The following is a 19046-nucleotide window of genomic DNA, read 5'->3' as shown; positions in this document are numbered from 1 at the left end:
ACAGTCGCGCCGCCCAGCCGGGCCAGGGAGACGCATTTCCAAGCGTCGCACAATCAGAACAAGGACATCGCCCATGCCATCCCGTCGCTTCGTTGCCGCCTTGCCCGCCGCCGCGCTGCTGGCCGCCAGCCTCAGCCCGCTGCACGCCGCCACCGCGCCCGACACACAGGCCCGCGCCGGCGAGGCCGCCTTCCGCACCCTCTACAAGGAACTGGTGGAGACCGATTCGAGCTGGCCCAATGGCAGCTGCACCGTCGCCGCCGAACAAATTGCGACGCGGCTGAAGGCGGCGGGCTATGCCGATGGCGACCTAAGTGTCGTGGTCGATCCGGCCCATCCCAAGGAAGGCAATCTGACCGCCGTGCTGCGCGGTTCCGATGCCAAGCTGCCCGCGCTGCTGCTGCTCGCCCATATCGACGTGGTCGCGGCCAAGCGCGCCGACTGGACCCGCGATCCCTTCACCCTGATCGAGGAAGGCGGCTATTTCTATGGTCGGGGCACGTCGGACGACAAGGCGATGGCGGCGAGCTTCGCCGACGCCATGATCCGGTTCAAGCAGGAAGGCTATAAGCCCAAGCGCACGATCAAGATGGCGCTGACCTGTGGCGAGGAGACGGAGAAGGCGCTGAACGGCGTCGAATATCTGCTGAAGAACAAGCCCGATGCGATGGCGGCCGGATGGGCGCTCAACGAAGGCGGCGGCGGATCGCTGGACGAAAATGGCAAGCCGGTCAGCCATGGCGTGCAGGCGGGCGAGAAGGTCTATCAGGACTTCACCTTCACCGCGACCGCGCCGGGCGGCCACAGTTCGCGCCAGGAACCGCATTTCAATGCGATCGGCTGGATGGCGCAGGCGCTGGCCAATGTGAATGCCTATGACTTCCCGGTGAACCTGACCCCGGCGGCCAAAGCCTGTTTCGGCGCGTCGGCGCCGCTCTATCCCAAGCTGTCGCAGCCGATGGCCGCGGTCGGCGCGGGCAAGGCGACCGAGACGGACTATGCAGCCATCTCCGCTGCCAATCCAAGCTGGAACGCCACCCTGCGCACCACCTGCATCCCGACTCTGATCAACGGCGGCCATGCCCCCAATGCCCAGCCCCAGTCGGTGACCGCGAACGTCAATTGCCGCATCATTCCGGGCGAGGATGTCGAGGCGGTGCGTGCCAAGCTGGCGCAGGTGGGCGGCGACGAGAAGGTCAAGGTGACGCTGGCCGATCCGCCGCAGCCCAAATCGTCGGCGCCGCAGCTGACGCCGCAGATCATGGCGCCGATCGAGGCGCTGACCAAGGAGATGTGGCCGGGTGTGCCGGTGATCCCGCGGCTCGCCACCGGGGCGACCGACGGGCGCTTCACCAATGCGGCGGGCATCCCCACCTATGGCGTGTCGGGAATGTTCGCCGATCCCGATGGCCAGGGGGTCCATGGTCTCAATGAGCGCATCCGGGTGAAGTCGCTGCTCGACGGCCGCGCCTTCCTCTATCGCCTGACCAAGGCCTATACGCAGTAATGGGAAAAGGGCTGGCCCGGATGACCGGACCAGCCCTTTTTACTTGGGTCAGTGCGCGGATCAGCGGCCGCTGCTGCCCAGCACCCGGACTTCGCCGACCGGATAGCCCTTCTCGGCCATTTCCTTGGCATAGTCGCCACGGGCATCGGCCAGTTCGGTGCGATATTCCTCCCAGGCGTCGCGATTATCCTCCGCATCGCTGGAATGGCGCAAATCCTTGGTCAGTTCCTTGCGCGCCTCGGCCAGATCGGTCTGGTAATTGAACCAGTAATTATTCTCCACGCCGGCGATCGGCGCTTCATAGACAAGCTGGTCCTCGACCGACGCCAGTTGTTCCTCATAGCTCACCGGGCCTTCCCCCGGAGCCGGGCCACGCGCCTGGGGCTGGGCCATGGCGGCGATCGGGGTCATGCCGACCATGGCGATGGCGGTCAGAAGCATCGAACGGTTCATGACGTTTCTCCTCTTTCCTCATCGAACCTGCGGCAATAACGCACCGGGACCGGCATTTTGCGCCTGAACGGATGTGCAGAATGGACGAAGCGAGGCGCGGCAACGGCGGGCCGTAGCGCCCAAAAGGGCCGAATATCGGGCTTTTCCGCCCTGTTTTCAGGTGATTGGGATCAGATCAGCGGATCACCAGATAGAAGGTCGCCGGCGCGCTGCCGCCATTCTCTATCTCGATCGCATAGCGTTCGGTGAACAGCGGTAGCCAGGCACAATCGGCCTGCGGCGCGGCCACCGGCTTGGCGCACAGCGTGCCGCCATCGGCATTGCGCACCCGGACCGACAGGGATGCGGCGATGCCGGTGGCGCGTGCCACCGAAATCTGCGCGCGCTGGCCGGCAAGGAACAACTGGCGCAGCGTCACCCGCCCGCCCGCCGCCAGAGAACCACGGCGATAGGCGGGGCCGAGCGCGCGGCCGCGATAGACCGGCCCGGCATGGACGGCACCGCCGGCCTGCGCCTGCTGCGACCAGAGGGTGGACAGGTCATCCTGCCCCTCCGCCGGGCGCGCGCCGAGCAGCTTGAGAGTGTCGGCCGCCGCCGCGAGTGCGGCTTGATCGCCGCGCGCCTGCGCCAGGTCGCCCTCCGCCAGCGTGCGCATCAGCGCATCGGTCGGCATCGGCTCCTCGACCACCGCGACCGGGCCGACGCCCAGCATCAGCAGGGGCAGGAAGAGCCTAATCATCCGCCATCTCCGGCTGCACGACGAAGCGGGCGCCGGGCGCGGCATCCTCGACATGGATGGTCAGGCCATGGCGTTCGGCAATCGCACGGGCCAGCGCCAGCCCCAGACCATGGCCGCTGCCGGGCGACGGATCGAGCCGGACATAGCGGTCGAAGACCAGTTCGCGCGCATCGGCCGGTATGCCCCGGCCATTATCCTGCACGATGATCAGCGGCCCCGGCGCCAGGCTGAGCAGCACGCTGCCGCCGCGCGGCACATATTTGAACGCATTGTCGAGCAGGTTGGACAAGAGCCGGGTAATCTGCATCGGATCGGCGCGGAAGGATATGCCCGGCGCCACCATCGCGTTGAAGGCGATGCCCAGATCCTCTGCACTGGCGCCATACAGGTCCGCCAGATTGTCGGCAATCTCGCTGAGGTCGACATCGGCAAGGCCCCGGCGATCGCCGCGCAGCGCCTGGGTGCCGGCAATATCGAGCAGGGAATCGAGCAATCGCACGACGCTGCGGATCTCGTCGCGCGACCGGCCGAGGGTCCGCAACAGCCCCTCATCATCAGTCCGTTCCATCGCTTTCAGGATACGCGTGTCGAGATGCATCAGCGGGGTGCGGATCTCGTGCGCGGTCTGATCCGACACGGAGCGTTGGGCCTCCATCAGCCGCTGCACCTGATCCAGCATCGCATTGGTGTTCGCCGCCAGTTCGGCCAGTTCGTCGCTCGCCCCGGTGGCGCGTGCGCGCGCACCGATATCGCCGGCACGCACCGCGTCGAAGACATGGTTGATCCGTTCGACCCGACGCCGCAGGCGGCGCGCCGCGAAATGGCCGGCGGCAAGGCTGAGCAGGGCGACGATGGCGCCGGCAATGGCAAAGGCGATGGCGAGCCGGGTCTGCAGCGCCTGCGCCCGGATATTGCTGCGCCCGACGATCAGCCGGGTGTCGGGACCAAGCAGCGTCGCCCGCGCGAACATGCGGTCGCCGCCGGGCAGGCGGATCAACCGGGCCTCGGACACTTCGGACGCCAGGGCGGGCCAGTGATCGATATTGCCCGCCACCCGGCGCCCGGCCGCATCGGCGAGCAGATAATAGGCCTTTTCGCTGTCGCCGCGCTCCATCGCCAGCCGATCGGCGATGCGCGCCCTCAGTTCCGCCTCGCCACTGCTGACATAGATGTCGGCCAGGCCCGCCAGATCGGTATCGACCTCTCGCCCCAGCATCACGCGCCCGTCAGTCTCGACGATCCGTTCGACCACCAGGAACAGCACCAGCGTGGATGCCAGGCTGACCAGCAGGGCCGACAGCGTGACCCGGCCAAAGACCGAGCGCAACAGGCCGAACCTAGCCATGGGCGGCGATCAGCCGATAGCCTGTGCCCCAGACCGTCTCCAGCACGGCGCTGTCGAACCCTTCCTCCAGCTTGCGGCGCAGGCGGCCGACATTGACGTCGACGACATTGGTCTGGGGATCGAAGCTGAGTTTCCACACATGGCGCAACAGCATCTCGCGCGTGACCACTTCGCCGGCATGTTCCATGAGGTAACGGAACAGCGCAAATTCCTTGGGCGACAGCGGCACATGGCGGCCGCCGCGATGGGCGGTGCGCGCCTTCACATGGCATTCCAAATCGCCGAACAGCAGCACCGAATCCTGCTGCAACCGCCCGGCCCGGCGCCACAAAGCGCGCACGCGGGCGATCAGTTCGTCCGGCTCGAAGGGCTTGGCCATATAATCATCGACGCCGCTTTCCAGCCCCTCGACCCGATGCTCGCTGCGGCCGAGCGCGGACAGCATCAGCACCGGCGCCTCGATCCCGGCGACGCGCATGCGCGTCACCACGTCGATGCCCGAAAGATGCGGCAGGGTGCGATCGAGGATGATGACATGATAGCGGCCCGATGCGGCGCGCTTGAGCCCTTCCGCGCCATCCTCCGCCAGGTCGACGACCATGCCGGCGCGGACGAGGATTTCGGCGATATTGGCGCGGGCCGCCGGGTCATCTTCCACCAGCAGCACGGAAATCGGGTCGGTTTGCGCCATCTTCACCGCCTGTCAGATAGCGCGAACGGCCGCCAGTGACAAAGCCTGTTAAGGCGGTCACTGGCGGCCGTTAAGAGCCTGTTTGAAAAATCGCGAAAGAGCGATTTTTGGTTACGGTACCAGCCCGCTCCCCCGCCCAACCACCCGATCCAGTGTCATCCTGTCGGGCGGTTGGGCGGGGGAGCGGGCTGGTACCGGCTTTCTCAAACAGCCAGATTATCAGATCATTATCAGATCTTGAGCCCCGCGCGCAGCATCAGCGCACCGATGATCAGCAGATAGACGCCGAAAATCTTCTTCAGCGGCCCGGCGGGCAGGCTGTGGGCGGCGGCCACGCCCAGCGGCGCGGTCAGCATCGACATTGATGCGATCGCAATCGTCGCGGGGATGTTGATATAGCCGAGCGAACCCCAGGGCAGCCCGCCTTCGCGGAAGCCGATGATGGCAAAGCCGATGGTGGTCGGGATGGCGATCAGCGTGCCGATGCCCGATGCGGTAGCGATGGCGCGGTGGATGGTGCGGCCGCACAGCGTCATCGTCATGATGGCAATGGTGCCGCCGCCAATGCCCAGCAGCGAGGAAAATGTGCCCAACCCGCCTGCAATGCCGATGCGCGCCAGCCCCGACGGCATCTGGTCGCTGATCACCTTGCCGTTCAGCACCGGTATCAGGAAGTTGAGCGACATCAGGATGACGCCTGCGCCGAAGATCATCTTGAGCGTGCGGCCATCGACATGGCCCGCCAGCACGACGCCCGCGCCGCAGCCCAATATGATCCAGGGCGCCCATGTCTTGAGGACGTCGAACTCCACCGCGCCGCGCTTGGAATGCGCCAGCAGCGATCGGATGGAGGTCAGGATGATCGTCGCCGCCGACGTGCCGATCGCGACATGGGCGATGCCGTCCTTCGTCCCCCCCAGCAGCGGCAGCACGACCAGCAGCGCCGGCACGACGACGAAGCCGCCGCCGATGCCGAAGATGCCGGCGGCAAAGCCGGCGAGCAGGCCGGCGGCCAACATGGCAACCAGCGGCACGAGCCAGGTCATGATATCGCCGGACATCAGCACGCCCCTTTCTGCAGTGCGCGACCGGCGCGCATGATGGAGCGATCGCCTTTTTGGATCAAGGCGGCGAATGTGGGGAAATCGACCATGATGTTAAACCATGCCTCTCTTCGGCGGAACCAGGATGCATGGGGGGCATGTGGTCATGTCCCCCTGCCCGACTAGACGAACGACGTCTTCGAACCCGCAAGAGAATCCATGGCGTTTATTTGACAATCGGGAAACAAAGCCCGGCGACGCGACGTCGCGCCAGACGAAAAACGGCGCAAAATAAAAGGACGCCAGCCCCGCAAGGGAGGGCTGACGTCCTTTTGCCCGGCCGCTGTCGGGGCGCCGGGAAATAGAGGCGGGACGATCAGGCGATCGCGTCTTCCGCCGGGGTGTAGGGCAGGCCCAGATCGTCGGCGACGGCCTTGTAGGTGACCTTGCCGTCCCAGACATTGAGGCCCGCGAGCAGGTGCGGATCGCGGCGCAGCGCATCCTTCCAGCCCAGTTCGGCGATGCGCAGCGCATGCGGCAGGGTCACGTTATTGAGCGCATAGGTGCTGGTGCGGGCGACCGCGCCGGGCATGTTGGCGACGCAATAATGGACGATGCCGTCGATGATGTAGGTCGGGTCGGCATGGGTCGTGGCATGGCTGGTTTCGAAGCAGCCGCCCTGGTCGATCGCGACGTCGACCAGCACCGCGCCCTTCTTCATGGTCTTGAGCATGTCGGCGCTGACCAGCTTGGGTGCGGCGGCGCCCGGAATCAGCACCGCACCGATCACCAGGTCCGCCTCGGCCACGCATTCGGCCAGGTTCGCGCGGTTCGAGAAACGGGTCTTGGCCCGCGCCTCGAAATACATGCCGAGCTTTTCGAGCACTTCGGGATTGCGGTCGAGAATGGTGACGTCGGCGCCAAGGCCGGCCGCCATCTGCGCCGCGTTGAAGCCGACGACGCCGCCGCCGATCACGACGACCTTGGCCGGCAGCACGCCCGGCACGCCGCCCAGCAGCACGCCGCGGCCGCCATGCGCCTTTTCCAGCGCGGTCGCGCCGGCCTGGATCGACATGCGGCCAGCGACCTGGCTCATGGGCTTCAGCAGCGGCAGGCCGCCGCTGGCGTCGGTCACGGTTTCATAGGCGATGCAGGTCGCACCTGAGGCGATCAGGTCGCGGGTCTGCTCCGGATCGGGCGCGAGGTGGAGATAGGTGTAGAGGATCTGGCCGGGGCGCAGCATCGCGCGCTCGACGGCCTGGGGCTCCTTCACCTTGACGATCATCTCGGCGCGCGCGAACACCTCGGCGGCGGTGGCGATGATGGTGGCACCGGCTCGTTCATAGAGCGCGTCATGCGCGCCGATGCCCTCACCCGCACCGGTCTCGACCAGAACCTCATGGCCATGGGCCGTCAGTTCATGGACGCTCTCGGGGGTCAGGCCGACGCGATATTCGTGATTCTTGATTTCCTTGACGGTGCCGACGATCATGAGACGCTCTCCATTTTGCAGCGGGATGGCCCATCCTGAAAGGACAACGCAGCCCCGCCGGTTGTGCCCCCATCATATCGCCAAGCGGGTGGAGATTGTTCCCTGATTTGCGCTTGCGATCACCCGCATGCAGGACAATATATCGCGAAATCTAATTTCATCGGGATAACATTGCATGGATCGGTTCGACATCGCGTTGCTGGAGGCGCTACAGAGCGATTCCCGCCGGTCGATGAACGAACTGGGCGAGCAAATCGGCCTCTCCTCCTCCGCCTGCCATCGCCGCATCCGTGCGCTGGAGGACGCCGGCATGATCGAGGGCTATGCCGCCCGGCTCGATCCGGCGGCGCTGGGCCTGACGCTCCAGGCCTTTGTCGAGATTTCGCTGACCAGCCAGAGCCGCGAGGCGATGGAACGGTTCGAGACGGCGGTCGCGGGCTTCCCGGAAATATTAGAATGCCATCTGATGGCGGGTCAGGCCGACTATCTGCTGCGGGTCGCCGCCGCCGACCTCAAGGGCTTCGACGCGGTCCATCGCGACTGCCTCGCCCGCCTGCCTGGCGTGTCGGCGATCCGCACCAGCTTCGCCATCCGCCGCATCCGCGACTGGCGCGGCTATCGGCTGCGCGACCTTCCTATTTAGGGCGCCAGGCGCACCGGCACCGGCGCGTTGCACAGGTCGACGCCCCCGGCAGGCCGATCGTAGAAATCATCCTTCCGGTTGGCACGCAGACGCAGATAGTCGGTAAAACTGGCCGAGCCTGTATCCATCACCTGGAAGCGAGGGCGCTCCGCTTCGGGCAGATCGCTGGCCAGCCGCACCGAGACGATCGGCAGCTTGCGTTCGGCGTCGGTGTAGAAGCCTAAGTCACCGCTACCGCGCGGCAGGCTGGTGAGCGCGGCCATCCCCTCGACGATGCGGCCGACGACCGCGATGTTGCGATCGAGCTGGCGCGGCGCTTGGCCGATCACGGTGTAGAGTTCCGCCCCCGTGCCGGCATCGGGCGACATGTTGCGGCCGACGCCGATCATGCCATAGCAGTGCGGCAGCCAGGCGGCGTCCCCGTCGATCGCCACCGGCCAGCCATCGATGAACCCGGTCGCCGGCGCATAGGGATCGGGATAGGGCAGCGGCGTCAGCTTCGCCTTCATGCCCCCAAGCGACTGGACATAGTCGGCCGGACTGGTCGGCGCGAGGCCGGTAGGCAGCGGCTTCTTCTCGGTCGCGTCGCCCCATTGGACGACATAATTGTCCTGCACCCGGTTGATGCTGGTGCCGTCCCACCAATGGGCGGTGGCGAGCGCGCGGATATTGGCGACATGGCGCGGCCCGAATTGCGGCGCCAGTTGGATCACCACGCGCTTGCCGCCCTCGATCGTCATCACCAGCAGATCCTGCGCCGGGACGGTGCGCCAGGCACTGGCCGGCGCCTGCGCCACGACCGCGCTGGGCGTGGCCGGCGGATCGGCCGCATCGGCAGCGGCAAGGGGCAGGATGACGATGAAGGGCGCGAGCAGCGCGACACGGCGGCGAAGGGTCATGACCCAATCAAACAATTGCCGCGCAAGAAAGTAAAGCATCCCCTTGCCTAGTGCGTTGTCGCGCGATAGGGAGCCGCCTCCAGTGCGATGGAATATGAACCCGATTCACGCCGCTTACAGCGACGATGGGGTTCCTGCGGAGCGGTGGCCGAGTGGTCGAAGGCGCTCGCCTGGAAAGTGAGTATACGTCAAAAGCGTATCGAGGGTTCGAATCCCTCCCGCTCCGCCAAGTTTGCTTCCTCAACAGTTCTCAACCGTTCACCAAACCTTGATTTTCTGGGGTTTTTGCTCATATTCGGCTTATCCGGCGTTCCGCTTTCGTTCATGGGCGTTCACCGGTCAGCATGGTAGATGACATGGTATCGGGCCATGGCATCCATGGTATCGAGGGTGAGATGCTGAACGACGCGAAGATCAAGGCGGCCAAGGCTCGGGAAAAGGATTATCGCCTGTCGGATTCGGGCCAGCTCTATCTTCAGGTCTCACGCGCTGGCGGAAAGCACTGGCGCATGAACTACACCTATGGCCTCAACGCCAAGGGCAAGCCCGCGCAGAAGACCCTCGCCTTCGGCTCCTACCCTGCCGTCTCCCTGCTCGATGCGCGTGGCAAGCGCGATGCTGCCAAGGCGTTACTGCGCGATGGCAAAGATCCCGGCATCGAACGCAGGGTCGCGGCCAAAGCGCAGGCATTGGCAAACGACAACACGTTCGAGACTGTAGCGCGGGCCTGGTGGGGTAAAACCAAGGTCCGATGGTCGGCCGTTCATGCTCAGGACGTGATTGATAGCCTGTCCGAGAATATCTTCGACCATATTGGCGACCTGCCTATCACCTCCATTAAGGCCCCGAAGCTTCTTGAGCTGCTGACCTTGGTCGAGGATCGGGGCGCGATTGAAACCGCGCACCGCATTCGCGCGCGTCTCTCGTCTGTCTTCGTCTATGGAATTGCGGCCGGCATCTGCGACAGCGACCCCGCCGCCAGCCTGGGCAAGGCGTTGAAGCCGAAACCGCGGGCGAAGAAGCAGCCGGCCGTGACATCTCTGACCGGCTTGCGCCAAATTCTGATAGATGCGGAGGGTGAGCGCTGCCGGGCCATCACTAAGCTGGCGCTGCGCTTCCACGCGCTGACTGCGGTCCGGCCGGGTGAGCTTCGATTTGCGCGGTGGGATGAGATCGAGAATCTATACGGCCCGACGCCCCTCTGGCGCATTCCCGCCGCGCGCATGAAAGGCGACGGGGATCGCAAGGCCGAAGCGGATGGTGATCACCTCGTGCCTCTCGCTCGGCAGTCTGTCGACGTGCTGAAAGTGCTGCACACCTTGACCGGCGATCTGGATTTGATGTTCCCCGGCGAGCGCCACATGCACCGGCCTATAAGCGAGAACACCTTGCGTGCCCTGCTCATCCGCGCCGGATACCACCAGCGTCATGTTCCGCATGGCTTCCGCGCCGCCTTTTCCACGATAATGAATGAGCGCGCCAAAGCCCTCGGGATGGTTGACGATCGCGCTATCATCGACCTGATGCTGGCGCATATCCCCCAGAACAAGGTCGAGGGCGCCTACAACCGGGCATCATACATGGATAGGCGCCGCGAACTGGCTCAGGATTGGGCAGATATGCTGCTGGAGGGCTTTTGGCCGCCCGAGATCCACCTCGGGCAGCCCATCCGCTACGCGGCAACAGGACCGGGCAGAATTTAGTCGTCCTCGGCTTTACGAGCATTCGCCGCCGCTTCTCGGACTATAGCGGGGAAATCCTCCAATATGTCGGCAAGGGCTCCGCGCTCGTCGGGCATTTTCTCAAAAAGTGCCCAGATCGCGGCCACGACAGCCTGTTTCAAAATGCCCTCCCGCACATACGTCCTCGTTGCAATCTCATCGATCTGTTCGGCGAAATAATCGGCCGCGTGCTGGATGCGATCTTCGAAAGTGCCCTGAGTATCGTCCACCTATTTCCTCCTCAAGCTGCGCGCTGAGATTCGCGCCAGGCCAATATCTCGCACTCGCTCCAGCGGCTTGCAAAGCCTCCTGGCTTATACTGTTGCGGAAAACTTCCTGCCTTGATCATGCGGTAGATCATCGTCTTTCCGAGCCCGGTCAATTCCTTGACCTCGGCAAGCGAAATGAGGCGATCGGGATTACTGGCCATTGAACGCCTCCTTCGCGCTCGCCCGCTTCTCGCGCTTCCTGCGCGGCGGGATCGTCTTGATGGTTGAGGCATATTCAGCGAACAGGATGATGAGGGCGCGGACCGTGCCGTCACTCAATTCGCCAGTGGTGCAGGCGCTCGCCACGCCTAGCGCGAAGATCAGCCACCAGATGAAGCGCCAGAAGCCGAACGATGCCGTCGGCATATCGGGGGTCACTGTCGCGCTAATGAAGGTGACAAGCACCCACGACCAAAGGATGGCCACAATTCCCCAGCTCGCGCCCTGGGCGTAATAGGTCGCGTGACACGCGGCGAAGAACCACAGCGCCCGGTTCATCGCATATTGCGTCTGCCGAGTGAGCTGACAGGCAAGGATGATCGGCGGGTGGAACAGCGTCTTGCCCAACCAGGCATCGAAGCGGGAAAGCACGGTCACGATGCAGATTCCTTCCGGTGGGCCACCATCTGATCGATGGTGACTTCGAGCATAGCAAGTACTTCTCGGAGGTAGGGCTCGCGCCCATTGAGGACAGCGATGGCCGCCGCGGACCCCAAGATGGCCGCGATCACCGGGAAGCCGTGCTCCGCGACCAAATTGTTGACGATTGCGTCGGTGACGTCGATCAGCTTTTCGCCCTCGGTCATTGGCCATCCTCAATCAAACAGGGGTAATCGGGGCGGCCGGTCTGGCATGACAGACAGTCGCAAGGCGGCATTGAACGAATTTCGTTCGATACCTTTGGGACTGCGTACGAATTTCGTCCGCAGTCGACGGGCCGAAAACTCGGCCCGTTCAACGCCATCGCGATCCTGCCCAGCCTGACGCCGTGGCGCGGGTCCGGCTGGCCGATCGTCCGCGAACCGTCGGGACGGTGGTAGACGGGGATTTCAACGATCATCGCCCGCCCCCGTCTCTTCCTCGTAGGCCATCAGCAGCACCTGGCGCAGCTGGGCCGCGCGATCATCGCCACCGCCCTTGGTCTCGCTCAGGAAGCTGGCCCATTCGCGCTGGGTGCGCTTGCGCAGCGCCCGGAACAGGCGGTCATGGTCGAACCCGTCGGGCGGGCTGATCGCGAGCTTCGTCAGCGCCGTGAACATGCTAGCGCCGGCATTCAGCACTTCGCCGGGCCAAGCCTCCTGCATCGTCCGCAGCGCATCGGCGCAGACCTTCGCGCCATGCTTGCGCAGCACCTTCGATATCGCGCTAGTAAAGGCCACCTCGCCCGGGCGCCACGACTGCGAGCCGGTCTTACGCGACACGGTGAATCCTGCGTCAGTGATCAGGCGGGTGATCTCGATCGCCTCGCTGTCACCGCTGGCGATGGCGGCGTGGAAGTCGTCCAGCCGGTTCATCGGCTTGCGCGCCCGGTTCATGGCGACGAACATGGCGGCCTCATCCGCGACGCTGCCATAGACGCCGACGCAGCAGGGCAGGAACTGGATATCGCCGCGCAACAGCGCCGCCGCCAGTCGGTGCTGGCCGTCGATCACCCATAGCGATCCGTCGTCGCGCTTCGACACGACCAGCGGCAGGCACATGCGCCAGTCCCAGCCAGTCGCGATCCGCTTGATCAGCGCCTTGCTGGCGCCGTTGTCAGTCGAGCGCTGATAGCTGTCATCAAGGCGCAGTTCGGTCGGGCTCCGGTTCTCGACCGACGGCGGATTTCCCTTGGCGGCCGGCCATCGCTTAGAGCCTGCAACCGGCCGGGTAGAAACGGCGGATTTCTGCGGGTTCCCGGCGTTATTCGGCGTTGTAGCCGGCCGGGCGAATCCACCGAGTTCCTCCGAGCGCGGCATGGTGCCGCAAACCGCGGATTTCTGCGGGTTTGAGGTCGAGTTCCTTGCCTGAATCCTCGCGCTGATATCGTCGCTATCATCGAACCGGTCGGCAAAGGTCGTGATCGCGCGCCGGCGGCCCTGCCGGTTGATCTGGATGCGGCGGGCGTCGGACAGGTCGGCCAGGATTTCCAGTACGCGCTTCTCGCTGGGCAGGTCAGCCTGCACTTTGATCTGCAAGTCCGTCGGGCCGGCGACAGACCCTTTCGACTTCTCGGCATGGCGGAGATAGGTCATCACCCGCTCATGCTCGGGGGAATAAGCCCGGCCCTTCACGACTGATCACCTTCGGAGCCGGGCGACCGGGGGGACGAAAGCCGCCCGGCTCCACCAACCGCCTGGGGGACAACGGCTGGATCGATGGTTGCGGGATCGAGCTTCACCCGCAGAACTTCCTGAAAGACGATCATGACTTGGCCAGGGCTGGCCGCCGCCTGCACTTCGGCCTCGGTCGCGGCTTCATCCAGCGTCTGATAGCGCGCGCGGGGGAGCGTCACGCCCGGACGGACGGTGCGGCCCTTGCGCGCCACCATGAAGGTGAAGCTGCTGGGCACGGTGAGGCGAACGCCGGTCATGCGCCGTCCGCCTTGGCGATCAGCTTGCAGAGGATTAGCTCCGCGTCCCGGATCAGGCAGACGCACGCATTGTGATCATCCTGATCGACGTTGCTGGCGCGAAACTCGATCACATTCATGCCGTCGGCGGCGCGGATCATCGACCACGCGCTACGGGTGGTCTCGACCATATCGCCGATTTCCTTCTGCAGCCGCTCGATCATCCGGATATCCTCCGGCGATCGGGTCGAGCCAGGCACAAGGCCAGCGACTTCGCAAAAGCGCTTCCATGCGGCATCGGCAGAAAATGCCGCGTCCATCTTCTCGCGCGTAGTGGCGCCGGAGCGGGCGCAGGTGATATTGTGCTCAGCAACCGCGCTCAGATAGGCCTCATAGGCCGTCGTCTCTTCGGCGGTATAATTCCGCTTGGCATCGGTGGAAGTCATGGGACCACGCTCCTTCATGCGGCGATCGGCCGGGGAGGATTGGGGAAAAGGCGGCGGACCTTGTCGCGGTCCGGTTCGGGAGTGGGCTTGGGCGCCGGCTCCTCGTCGGGATCATCATCCGGGCCGTCGCCGCCCCAGATCGGTTGCCATTCCGCGCAGCAGCGCGTGGCATGCGTCGTCGGCTGGAGTGACACCGGGCCTTCGTTGATGATGTAGATCATCGGCGCGAAGTTCTCGCAAGCGCCCACGTCCTCGTAGCTTTCGTCACGGGCGGCCATGGTCATGTCGGTGCTGGCGCCGGCTCGCCAATAGATGCAGGTCGAGCAATTGCGGACGTCAGTCATATCGAAATCCTTGGCTGAAACTCGCCGCAGCGATGATCCTGATGGATGGCGGGGAAGTCGAAGGAACCGCCGTCGTCGGTAGTGTCCTGCGCCCAGCGTGGCGGGTATCGCCGGCACAGGCCGACGTCGTCGGCCCGCTCGGCATGACCGGGCGACATGCTGCTGGGGTTCACTCCGCCCTGGAGGAAGTGGACGCAGCGGAGACAGGTGCTCATTGACCGTCCCTCCCGATGCCCGCGATCAAGCTCGACGCGAGCAGGGAGACGTCATCACCGGCAGCGAAGTGGATGCGGTGAACGGCGTCCTGCACCGCCTGTCGCTGCTCCGGCGCCATCACCTTCATCATGGCGAGCAGGATCAGCAGTTCTGGGGACCGCCCAGCCTGGGCGACCAACGATACGGCCTCGCGTTCATGAGGCAGCTTATGTTCACCGGGCCAAGGATTTGCGGCCTTGAACTGGCGCACGGCGCGGATGCTAGGCTGATGGACTTTACGCGGCGCGGCCGTTGGAAGGCGATGGATGCTCATGGCCGTGCCTCCATCGCTTCGAGGCTTACGATGGCCGACCAGATCGCTTCATTGATCGTGTCGTCCTTTATGAGGCGTTCCGCCATGTCCGGCACTACGGCGCCGAGCGCCGCGGCTTCGAGCCAAGGGCTTTGCGCCCTCAGATACATCGCGTAACGCAGTTTCTTCGCTACCGCCGCCGGATCGTCGCTGATGCCGATCGACAACAAGTTTTCATCGGCGCGAGACTGTTCGCTGCTGGGGAGATCGCCACGCGTTTCCCAGGCAGCGGAAGCAAAGCGGTCCCAAGCAGCGATAAACGCCTGGCCCTGATCCGTGATCTGTTCGCCCATGGCTCAGGCCTCCCCGAACACGCGGCGGAGATCCGCCAGCATCTGGTCGTGGTCGATGTCGATATCCCGAGCTTTCAGGAATTCGATCTTGGCGATGAGATCGGCCGGCGTGGCGGCAGCGAAGTTGTAGACGGCCTTGAAGGCCGCATGCGACGCGTCTTCAAGGCGTTTTTCTTCTCGAGCGATCTCGGGCGAGATCAGTTGCGCCGGGTAGATCTTGGGCTGATCGAACTCAGCCTTGACCCTATCTTGTTCATCCATGCGCTTGTTGATCAGGCTGACCATCTCGCGGCAGCAGGACACATAATCGCTCAGGTCCGTGAGTTGAGCGCCCCCGATGGCGCGCCCGATGTCGAGCCTGTTGGCCGTTGTCATATGTGCGAGATTGCCATCGGCCGTCTCGTGGGCCAGCGACGTCGTGTAATGGGGGATCGCATCCAGCCGACGCTGCAGTTGCTCGTCTGGCCGGCTGGCCAATTCCTTGGCAGCCTCCCATGCCGGTTCATAGGTCGCGTCGTAGTAGGCGTCATAGGCGGCGCTGGCGGCATCCATCCGGGCAATAGCATCCTGCCATTGCGGGCTTACCGCCATCGGGAGGCATGCGAATGTGGGCGCTGCGCAGGCGACGGCCGGAGCGGCAAGAGCGGGCGCGGCGATGGCCGCAGCAAGGATTTCACGGCGGGTGGCCATGTCACTTCTCCTTCGGGAAGCGGGTGAAAGCGATGAGGATCTGGCAGCCGAACCACTCGAACTGGAACCGCCAGCCGTCGCCCCAGCCGCCATTGAGGGATTCAGCGCCCCACGTGCCCCAGTCATACCAAGGCTCGATCGTGGCGATGATCTGCCGGAGGCGGCTCACGGCTGAACGCCCGCTTCTTTGCTCCCGTAGCGCTCGACCGCGTCGAGCTCGCCGGCGACCGTGATCAGCCCTCCGATGATCTCGAGAACATCGGCGTGGACACGAGGCATCAGGGCCGCAAATTCGGTCGATTTCGATCCGGCCATACCGTCGCGCTGGAACTGGTCTTCGGCCAGCCATGCGGCAGACATGAACGAAATGAGCGTCTTCGCGTAGAAGAGCGGGGCGTCAGGCGTGTCGCCGAACGCGTTGGTGGTTGCGGGCGCGGCCATGTCAGCGGCCCTCCATTTCGGAAATCATCTGACGGGCGACCGCCATGTCGTTCCGAATGGACTGGCCAAGCTCGGGCCAAAGGGTGGCGACTTCCTCGACATGCTCGGGGAAGCGATTGCCGATCGATCCGGCGATGCTGATCAGGGCGGCGTTGAGGCCCTCCAGAAGGCGGGCGGCATAGGTGTCGTTGCCAACATCCAGACTCTGGATCTGGTCACCCATCAGTGAGGCGTGTGCAGCCAAGATCAAGATATCCCGGTCAGAGCCATCGGGGATGGCCTGCAGCATCTTCAGATGCCCTTCGCAAAGGGCGTCGTAGGACTTCTGATAGATCGACTTGAAGCCGTAGAAGCTGCGGGACTGCTCGTGCTCGGCGGCCGTGCAGTAACGGTCAGCGCTGCCGATCAGGCCACACAGCGTGACGATGTCAGATTGGCGCAGTTCTTCGTTCCGCGAAGCGTCGTCGCTCCGCGCCTGGGTGGCGTCGGCCATGTGGAATGCTCCCTAAGGAATTAGAATTTGAAGTGGATCAGACGCCTCAACCGGAAGCGCGAAAGACATTTCGGATATGCCAGGTTAGTCCCTCACAAGAGGGAAGATGCTCCACCCGTTCAAACGCCGCGCGCTTGAGCCTAGTGTAGTCGAAGTCAGCAACTCTCGGCGACCAGAGGATAGTAAAATCTGTAGGAGAAATTGCCATCAACCCAGCGTCAAACATCGCATGAAGGTCAGCGCGCAGGACAATTCCGTTGGAGATTTCGAAACTACCGCCTCTTCCAAAGGGGATAACATGGGCAGCCTGCAATACCTGCTCAATTGAGCATCCGGTAATTGGGCAGCAAAAGTTGTAGTTTTCGAGCATGTTGCGACGAAACATGATCTGCCCGGGGCGTCCTATAAACGCCCCAACTTCTGCCATCGAAGCCGCTTGAGCCGCCGTCATTTCATGACGTGGCCTAAGACCGATGCGACGAGATTTACCCAATATGCAACTTCGCGTTCGGCCCAGCCGGCGGGCAATCTCCATGGTCGGCACGCCAGCGTCCCAGAGCGCGCCAAGAGCGGCGACAGATTCTGATGACCACCCTTGTTCGGCTCTCGCCATGACGGTTTCCCTGTCTCAAGGGCAGGAAAGCTTTATTGCTCCTGCCTGAATCCTTTTCGCCGCAGCGATCAGGTGATGAAGGCAGAAATATCCGATTTTAAGAATTCGTCAATATATGTTTTTCAGAATTTTCTGAGGGCGTACACAACTCTCCCGATAACGCGGAAATCCGTCGTTCCTACATTGAACGGCTTGTACTCGGGATTGCTGGATACAGGCTCAAATCGTGCAGGATCGCTACGATAGCGCTTGATCGTGGCCTCTCCCTCCGGGTTCATGAGCAGATAACAAGCGCTGCTAAACAGGTCGACCTGCCCCGTGTCGACCACAGCAAAGGTCCCTTCGGGCATGATCTGATCCATGCTGTCACCGACAACCTCGACCGCGAATGACGCCCGAAGTTCGTTGCTGCCTATGACGCTGGGAAGCGTAAGGAAATTATCGGCTTGCTCGATAGCCTCGACCCATTGCCCGGCTCCGCTTAGCCCGATGATTGGTATTTCGAGCGTCCGGGGCTTCGTGCTTCCCCTTAAGAGATTGCTCAACCTCGCATACTCGTCATGCTGCATACGTCGCAGCCCGCGGGAGATGTTAGAGACGGCGGACTGCGGAATGCCCAGGAAGTTTGCAATATCCTTCTGGGTAACGCCCGTCTCTTTGAGTTGGGCCAGCAGTTCTTGGGGAGAGAGGTGATTGCTCATGGCTTCGCTATACCGAAAGATTAATTTGCAGCCTATTTCGATAAAAAGATAACGAGGCATTTACAAAATCCGCTTATCGGATATTTTAGCGGCATGAATGTCACGCTGCTTATTTTCAAGGCGCTTGGAGGCTCGACCGCCATCGCTTCTGACACCGGCTTTCCTGTCCAAACAGTCCATTCTTGGAAAGCAAAGGGGGCGATCCCACGTTGGCGCCGTCCGCCCCTTCTGGAGATGGCTCGGAGACGCGGCAAGACGCTTCCCCCGGAAGCTCTTGCATATCTCGCCGAGGCGGAGTAACGCCGATGCGAGACGAAACCCAAGCGCTGAGCGCAATGGCGGTAGCCTTCGCCACTCGCCGCACCGACAAGGTGGAAACGGCTGTTCTAGCCTGCCTTAGCCATGATCCAGACCATAGTCTTTCGAGCCTCGTTGCGAGGACGAAAGCGTCTCGCAGCGCGATCCTGAGGGCGCTCAACGATCTCGAATATGACGGATACTTGGGGCGTATTTCCCGGGCTGGGAACGGGAAAAATCTCTACCAGCTCAAATTTGCCGAACCGAACTTTATTGAGCCGAAATATCGGACTGGGCGGGTGCGCAAGTGAGCCGCATACGATCGGTCCATCCCGGCCTATGGACAGACGAGCGGTTCGTCTCCCTGTCACCTTTCGCCCGCCTGCTATTCATTGGCATTTGGAATGAATGCGATGATCAGGGATCGTTCGAATGGGCGCCGCTTAAGATAAAGATGAGGCTGATGCCGATCGACAATGTCGATCCTGCCTCGCTTCTAGAAGAACTCGCCGAAGCTGGCTGTGTGATGCGATACGAAATATTAGATCGTAATTACGGAGCGGTTCGGAACTTCCAACAGTTTCAACGCCCTAAAAAGCCGAACTCGCTATACCCTCAGACATCCGAAGTTCGGAACTGGGTAAACACTGGGGCGCGCTCAACTCGCAACGGTGGAGAACCTTCCGATGCTTAAGGACGCTCGTTTCCCCACTGGTTCCCCGCCAGTTCGGAACCATTTCCCCACCAGTTCGGAACCGATGGGGAAATCTTCCGCCAGATGGAGGATGGAGGATGGAGGTAGAAGAA

General features: G+C 63.3%; 29 protein-coding genes and 1 tRNA gene. 6 read left to right on the top strand and 24 right to left on the bottom strand.

The window, feature by feature from the left end:
* Nucleotides 1-73: 73 nt before the first annotated feature.
* Entirely contained in the window at nt 74-1507 is a 1434-nt protein-coding gene (locus tag N6H05_RS10210; RefSeq protein WP_284113745.1) for a M20/M25/M40 family metallo-hydrolase, read from the top strand.
* A gap of 60 nt (nt 1508-1567) precedes the next feature.
* Here N6H05_RS10210 and N6H05_RS10205 read toward each other — a convergent pair whose 3' ends face one another.
* The 6 genes from N6H05_RS10205 to ald all read right to left on the bottom strand — a co-directional run bounded on the left by N6H05_RS10205 (nt 1568) and on the right by ald (nt 7270).
* Nucleotides 1568-1960, bottom strand: a complete 393-nt coding sequence (locus N6H05_RS10205; RefSeq protein ID WP_004208283.1) for a hypothetical protein — start codon at nt 1958-1960, stop codon at nt 1568-1570.
* Between the two features lie 175 nt (nt 1961-2135).
* Entirely contained in the window at nt 2136-2699 is a 564-nt protein-coding gene (locus N6H05_RS10200) for a hypothetical protein (protein ID WP_097384343.1), read from the bottom strand.
* Nucleotides 2692-4044 carry a HAMP domain-containing sensor histidine kinase gene (locus N6H05_RS10195; protein WP_284113744.1) on the bottom strand — a complete coding sequence of 451 codons (1353 nt, stop codon included), beginning with the start codon at nt 4042-4044 and terminating at the stop codon, nt 2692-2694. Before N6H05_RS10195 ends, N6H05_RS10200 begins: the two co-directional genes overlap by 8 nt.
* Nucleotides 4037-4735 carry a response regulator transcription factor gene (locus N6H05_RS10190; protein WP_004208287.1) on the bottom strand — a complete coding sequence of 233 codons (699 nt, stop codon included), beginning with the start codon at nt 4733-4735 and terminating at the stop codon, nt 4037-4039. Before N6H05_RS10190 ends, N6H05_RS10195 begins: the two co-directional genes overlap by 8 nt.
* Before the next feature lie 230 nt (nt 4736-4965).
* Nucleotides 4966-5796: a sulfite exporter TauE/SafE family protein gene (locus N6H05_RS10185; RefSeq protein ID WP_004208288.1), complete on the bottom strand. Its 831-nt coding sequence runs from the start codon at nt 5794-5796 to the stop codon at nt 4966-4968.
* Nucleotides 5797-6154: 358 nt separating this feature from the next.
* Nucleotides 6155-7270, bottom strand: a complete 1116-nt coding sequence (ald, locus tag N6H05_RS10180) for an alanine dehydrogenase (protein WP_017498976.1) — start codon at nt 7268-7270, stop codon at nt 6155-6157.
* Nucleotides 7271-7445: 175 nt separating this feature from the next.
* Between ald and N6H05_RS10175 the strand changes: the two genes are divergently transcribed.
* On the top strand, nt 7446-7913 hold the full coding sequence (locus N6H05_RS10175; protein ID WP_017498975.1) for an Lrp/AsnC family transcriptional regulator: 468 nt from the start codon (nt 7446-7448) through the stop codon (nt 7911-7913).
* Here N6H05_RS10175 and N6H05_RS10170 read toward each other — a convergent pair.
* Nucleotides 7910-8812: a peptidylprolyl isomerase gene (locus N6H05_RS10170; protein ID WP_284113742.1), complete on the bottom strand. Its 903-nt coding sequence runs from the start codon at nt 8810-8812 to the stop codon at nt 7910-7912. The two genes, N6H05_RS10175 and N6H05_RS10170, sit on opposite strands and share 4 nt — an antisense overlap.
* A 138-nt stretch (nt 8813-8950) precedes the next feature.
* Here N6H05_RS10170 and N6H05_RS10165 point away from each other — a divergent pair.
* Nucleotides 8951-9041, top strand: a tRNA-Ser gene (locus N6H05_RS10165).
* Nucleotides 9042-9207: 166 nt separating this feature from the next.
* Nucleotides 9208-10515 carry a tyrosine-type recombinase/integrase gene (locus tag N6H05_RS10160; RefSeq protein WP_284113741.1) on the top strand — a complete coding sequence of 436 codons (1308 nt, stop codon included), beginning with the start codon at nt 9208-9210 and terminating at the stop codon, nt 10513-10515.
* Here the strand turns inward: N6H05_RS10160 and N6H05_RS10155 are convergent.
* The 17 genes from N6H05_RS10155 to N6H05_RS10075 all read right to left on the bottom strand — a co-directional run bounded on the left by N6H05_RS10155 (nt 10512) and on the right by N6H05_RS10075 (nt 17942).
* Nucleotides 10512-10763: a hypothetical protein gene (locus tag N6H05_RS10155; protein ID WP_284113740.1), complete on the bottom strand. Its 252-nt coding sequence runs from the start codon at nt 10761-10763 to the stop codon at nt 10512-10514. The genes N6H05_RS10160 and N6H05_RS10155 overlap by 4 nt on opposite strands.
* 11 nt (nt 10764-10774) lie before the next feature.
* Entirely contained in the window at nt 10775-10963 is a 189-nt protein-coding gene (locus N6H05_RS10150) for a helix-turn-helix transcriptional regulator (RefSeq protein ID WP_284113739.1), read from the bottom strand.
* Nucleotides 10953-11399, bottom strand: coding sequence for a hypothetical protein (locus N6H05_RS10145; protein ID WP_284113738.1), 447 nt, complete (start codon nt 11397-11399; stop codon nt 10953-10955). The genes N6H05_RS10150 and N6H05_RS10145 overlap by 11 nt, the downstream gene beginning before the upstream one ends.
* Nucleotides 11396-11608, bottom strand: coding sequence for a hypothetical protein (locus tag N6H05_RS10140; protein ID WP_284113737.1), 213 nt, complete (start codon nt 11606-11608; stop codon nt 11396-11398). The genes N6H05_RS10145 and N6H05_RS10140 overlap by 4 nt, the downstream gene beginning before the upstream one ends.
* A 243-nt stretch (nt 11609-11851) precedes the next feature.
* On the bottom strand, nt 11852-13075 hold the full coding sequence (locus N6H05_RS10135) for a DUF6551 family protein (protein ID WP_284113736.1): 1224 nt from the start codon (nt 13073-13075) through the stop codon (nt 11852-11854).
* Nucleotides 13072-13374, bottom strand: coding sequence for a hypothetical protein (locus N6H05_RS10130; protein ID WP_284113735.1), 303 nt, complete (start codon nt 13372-13374; stop codon nt 13072-13074). The genes N6H05_RS10135 and N6H05_RS10130 overlap by 4 nt, the downstream gene beginning before the upstream one ends.
* Nucleotides 13371-13799, bottom strand: coding sequence for a hypothetical protein (locus N6H05_RS10125; protein ID WP_284113734.1), 429 nt, complete (start codon nt 13797-13799; stop codon nt 13371-13373). Before N6H05_RS10125 ends, N6H05_RS10130 begins: the two co-directional genes overlap by 4 nt.
* 14 nt (nt 13800-13813) lie before the next feature.
* Nucleotides 13814-14143: a hypothetical protein gene (locus N6H05_RS10120; protein ID WP_169860085.1), complete on the bottom strand. Its 330-nt coding sequence runs from the start codon at nt 14141-14143 to the stop codon at nt 13814-13816.
* Complete coding sequence (locus tag N6H05_RS10115; RefSeq protein WP_284113732.1) at nt 14140-14358, bottom strand: hypothetical protein; 219 nt, start codon at nt 14356-14358, stop codon at nt 14140-14142. Before N6H05_RS10115 ends, N6H05_RS10120 begins: the two co-directional genes overlap by 4 nt.
* Nucleotides 14355-14672 (bottom strand): hypothetical protein, encoded by a 318-nt coding sequence (locus tag N6H05_RS10110; protein ID WP_284113731.1) that lies wholly within the window; start codon nt 14670-14672, stop codon nt 14355-14357. The genes N6H05_RS10115 and N6H05_RS10110 overlap by 4 nt, the downstream gene beginning before the upstream one ends.
* A complete protein-coding gene (locus N6H05_RS10105; protein WP_284113730.1) occupies nt 14669-15004 on the bottom strand; it encodes a hypothetical protein in 336 nt (111 codons plus the stop codon). The genes N6H05_RS10110 and N6H05_RS10105 overlap by 4 nt, the downstream gene beginning before the upstream one ends.
* 3 nt (nt 15005-15007) lie before the next feature.
* On the bottom strand, nt 15008-15694 hold the full coding sequence (locus N6H05_RS10100) for a hypothetical protein (RefSeq protein ID WP_284113729.1): 687 nt from the start codon (nt 15692-15694) through the stop codon (nt 15008-15010).
* Between the two features lies 1 nt (nt 15695).
* A complete protein-coding gene (locus N6H05_RS10095; protein WP_284113728.1) occupies nt 15696-15863 on the bottom strand; it encodes a hypothetical protein in 168 nt (55 codons plus the stop codon).
* Nucleotides 15860-16135 (bottom strand): hypothetical protein, encoded by a 276-nt coding sequence (locus N6H05_RS10090; RefSeq protein WP_284113727.1) that lies wholly within the window; start codon nt 16133-16135, stop codon nt 15860-15862. The genes N6H05_RS10095 and N6H05_RS10090 overlap by 4 nt, the downstream gene beginning before the upstream one ends.
* Before the next feature lies 1 nt (nt 16136).
* Nucleotides 16137-16628: a hypothetical protein gene (locus tag N6H05_RS10085; RefSeq protein ID WP_284113726.1), complete on the bottom strand. Its 492-nt coding sequence runs from the start codon at nt 16626-16628 to the stop codon at nt 16137-16139.
* A 46-nt stretch (nt 16629-16674) separates the two neighbouring features.
* Nucleotides 16675-17241 carry an HNH endonuclease gene (locus N6H05_RS10080; RefSeq protein WP_284113725.1) on the bottom strand — a complete coding sequence of 189 codons (567 nt, stop codon included), beginning with the start codon at nt 17239-17241 and terminating at the stop codon, nt 16675-16677.
* Nucleotides 17242-17363: 122 nt separating this feature from the next.
* A complete protein-coding gene (locus N6H05_RS10075; RefSeq protein ID WP_284113724.1) occupies nt 17364-17942 on the bottom strand; it encodes a LexA family protein in 579 nt (192 codons plus the stop codon).
* A gap of 93 nt (nt 17943-18035) precedes the next feature.
* On the opposite strand from N6H05_RS10075, the gene N6H05_RS28265 reads away from it, so the two are divergent.
* Both N6H05_RS28265 and N6H05_RS10070 read left to right on the top strand, forming a co-directional pair.
* A complete protein-coding gene (locus N6H05_RS28265) occupies nt 18036-18242 on the top strand; it encodes a carph-isopro domain-containing protein (protein ID WP_502958966.1) in 207 nt (68 codons plus the stop codon).
* A gap of 5 nt (nt 18243-18247) precedes the next feature.
* Nucleotides 18248-18550, top strand: coding sequence for a DprA-like winged helix domain-containing protein (locus tag N6H05_RS10070; protein WP_284113723.1), 303 nt, complete (start codon nt 18248-18250; stop codon nt 18548-18550).
* Nucleotides 18551-19046 lie beyond the last annotated feature (496 nt).

It is taken from the genome of Sphingobium sp. WTD-1 (assembly GCF_030128825.1).
Lineage (GTDB): Bacteria > Pseudomonadota > Alphaproteobacteria > Sphingomonadales > Sphingomonadaceae > Sphingobium.
This window is presented reverse-complemented; position numbering and strand designations above follow the sequence as displayed.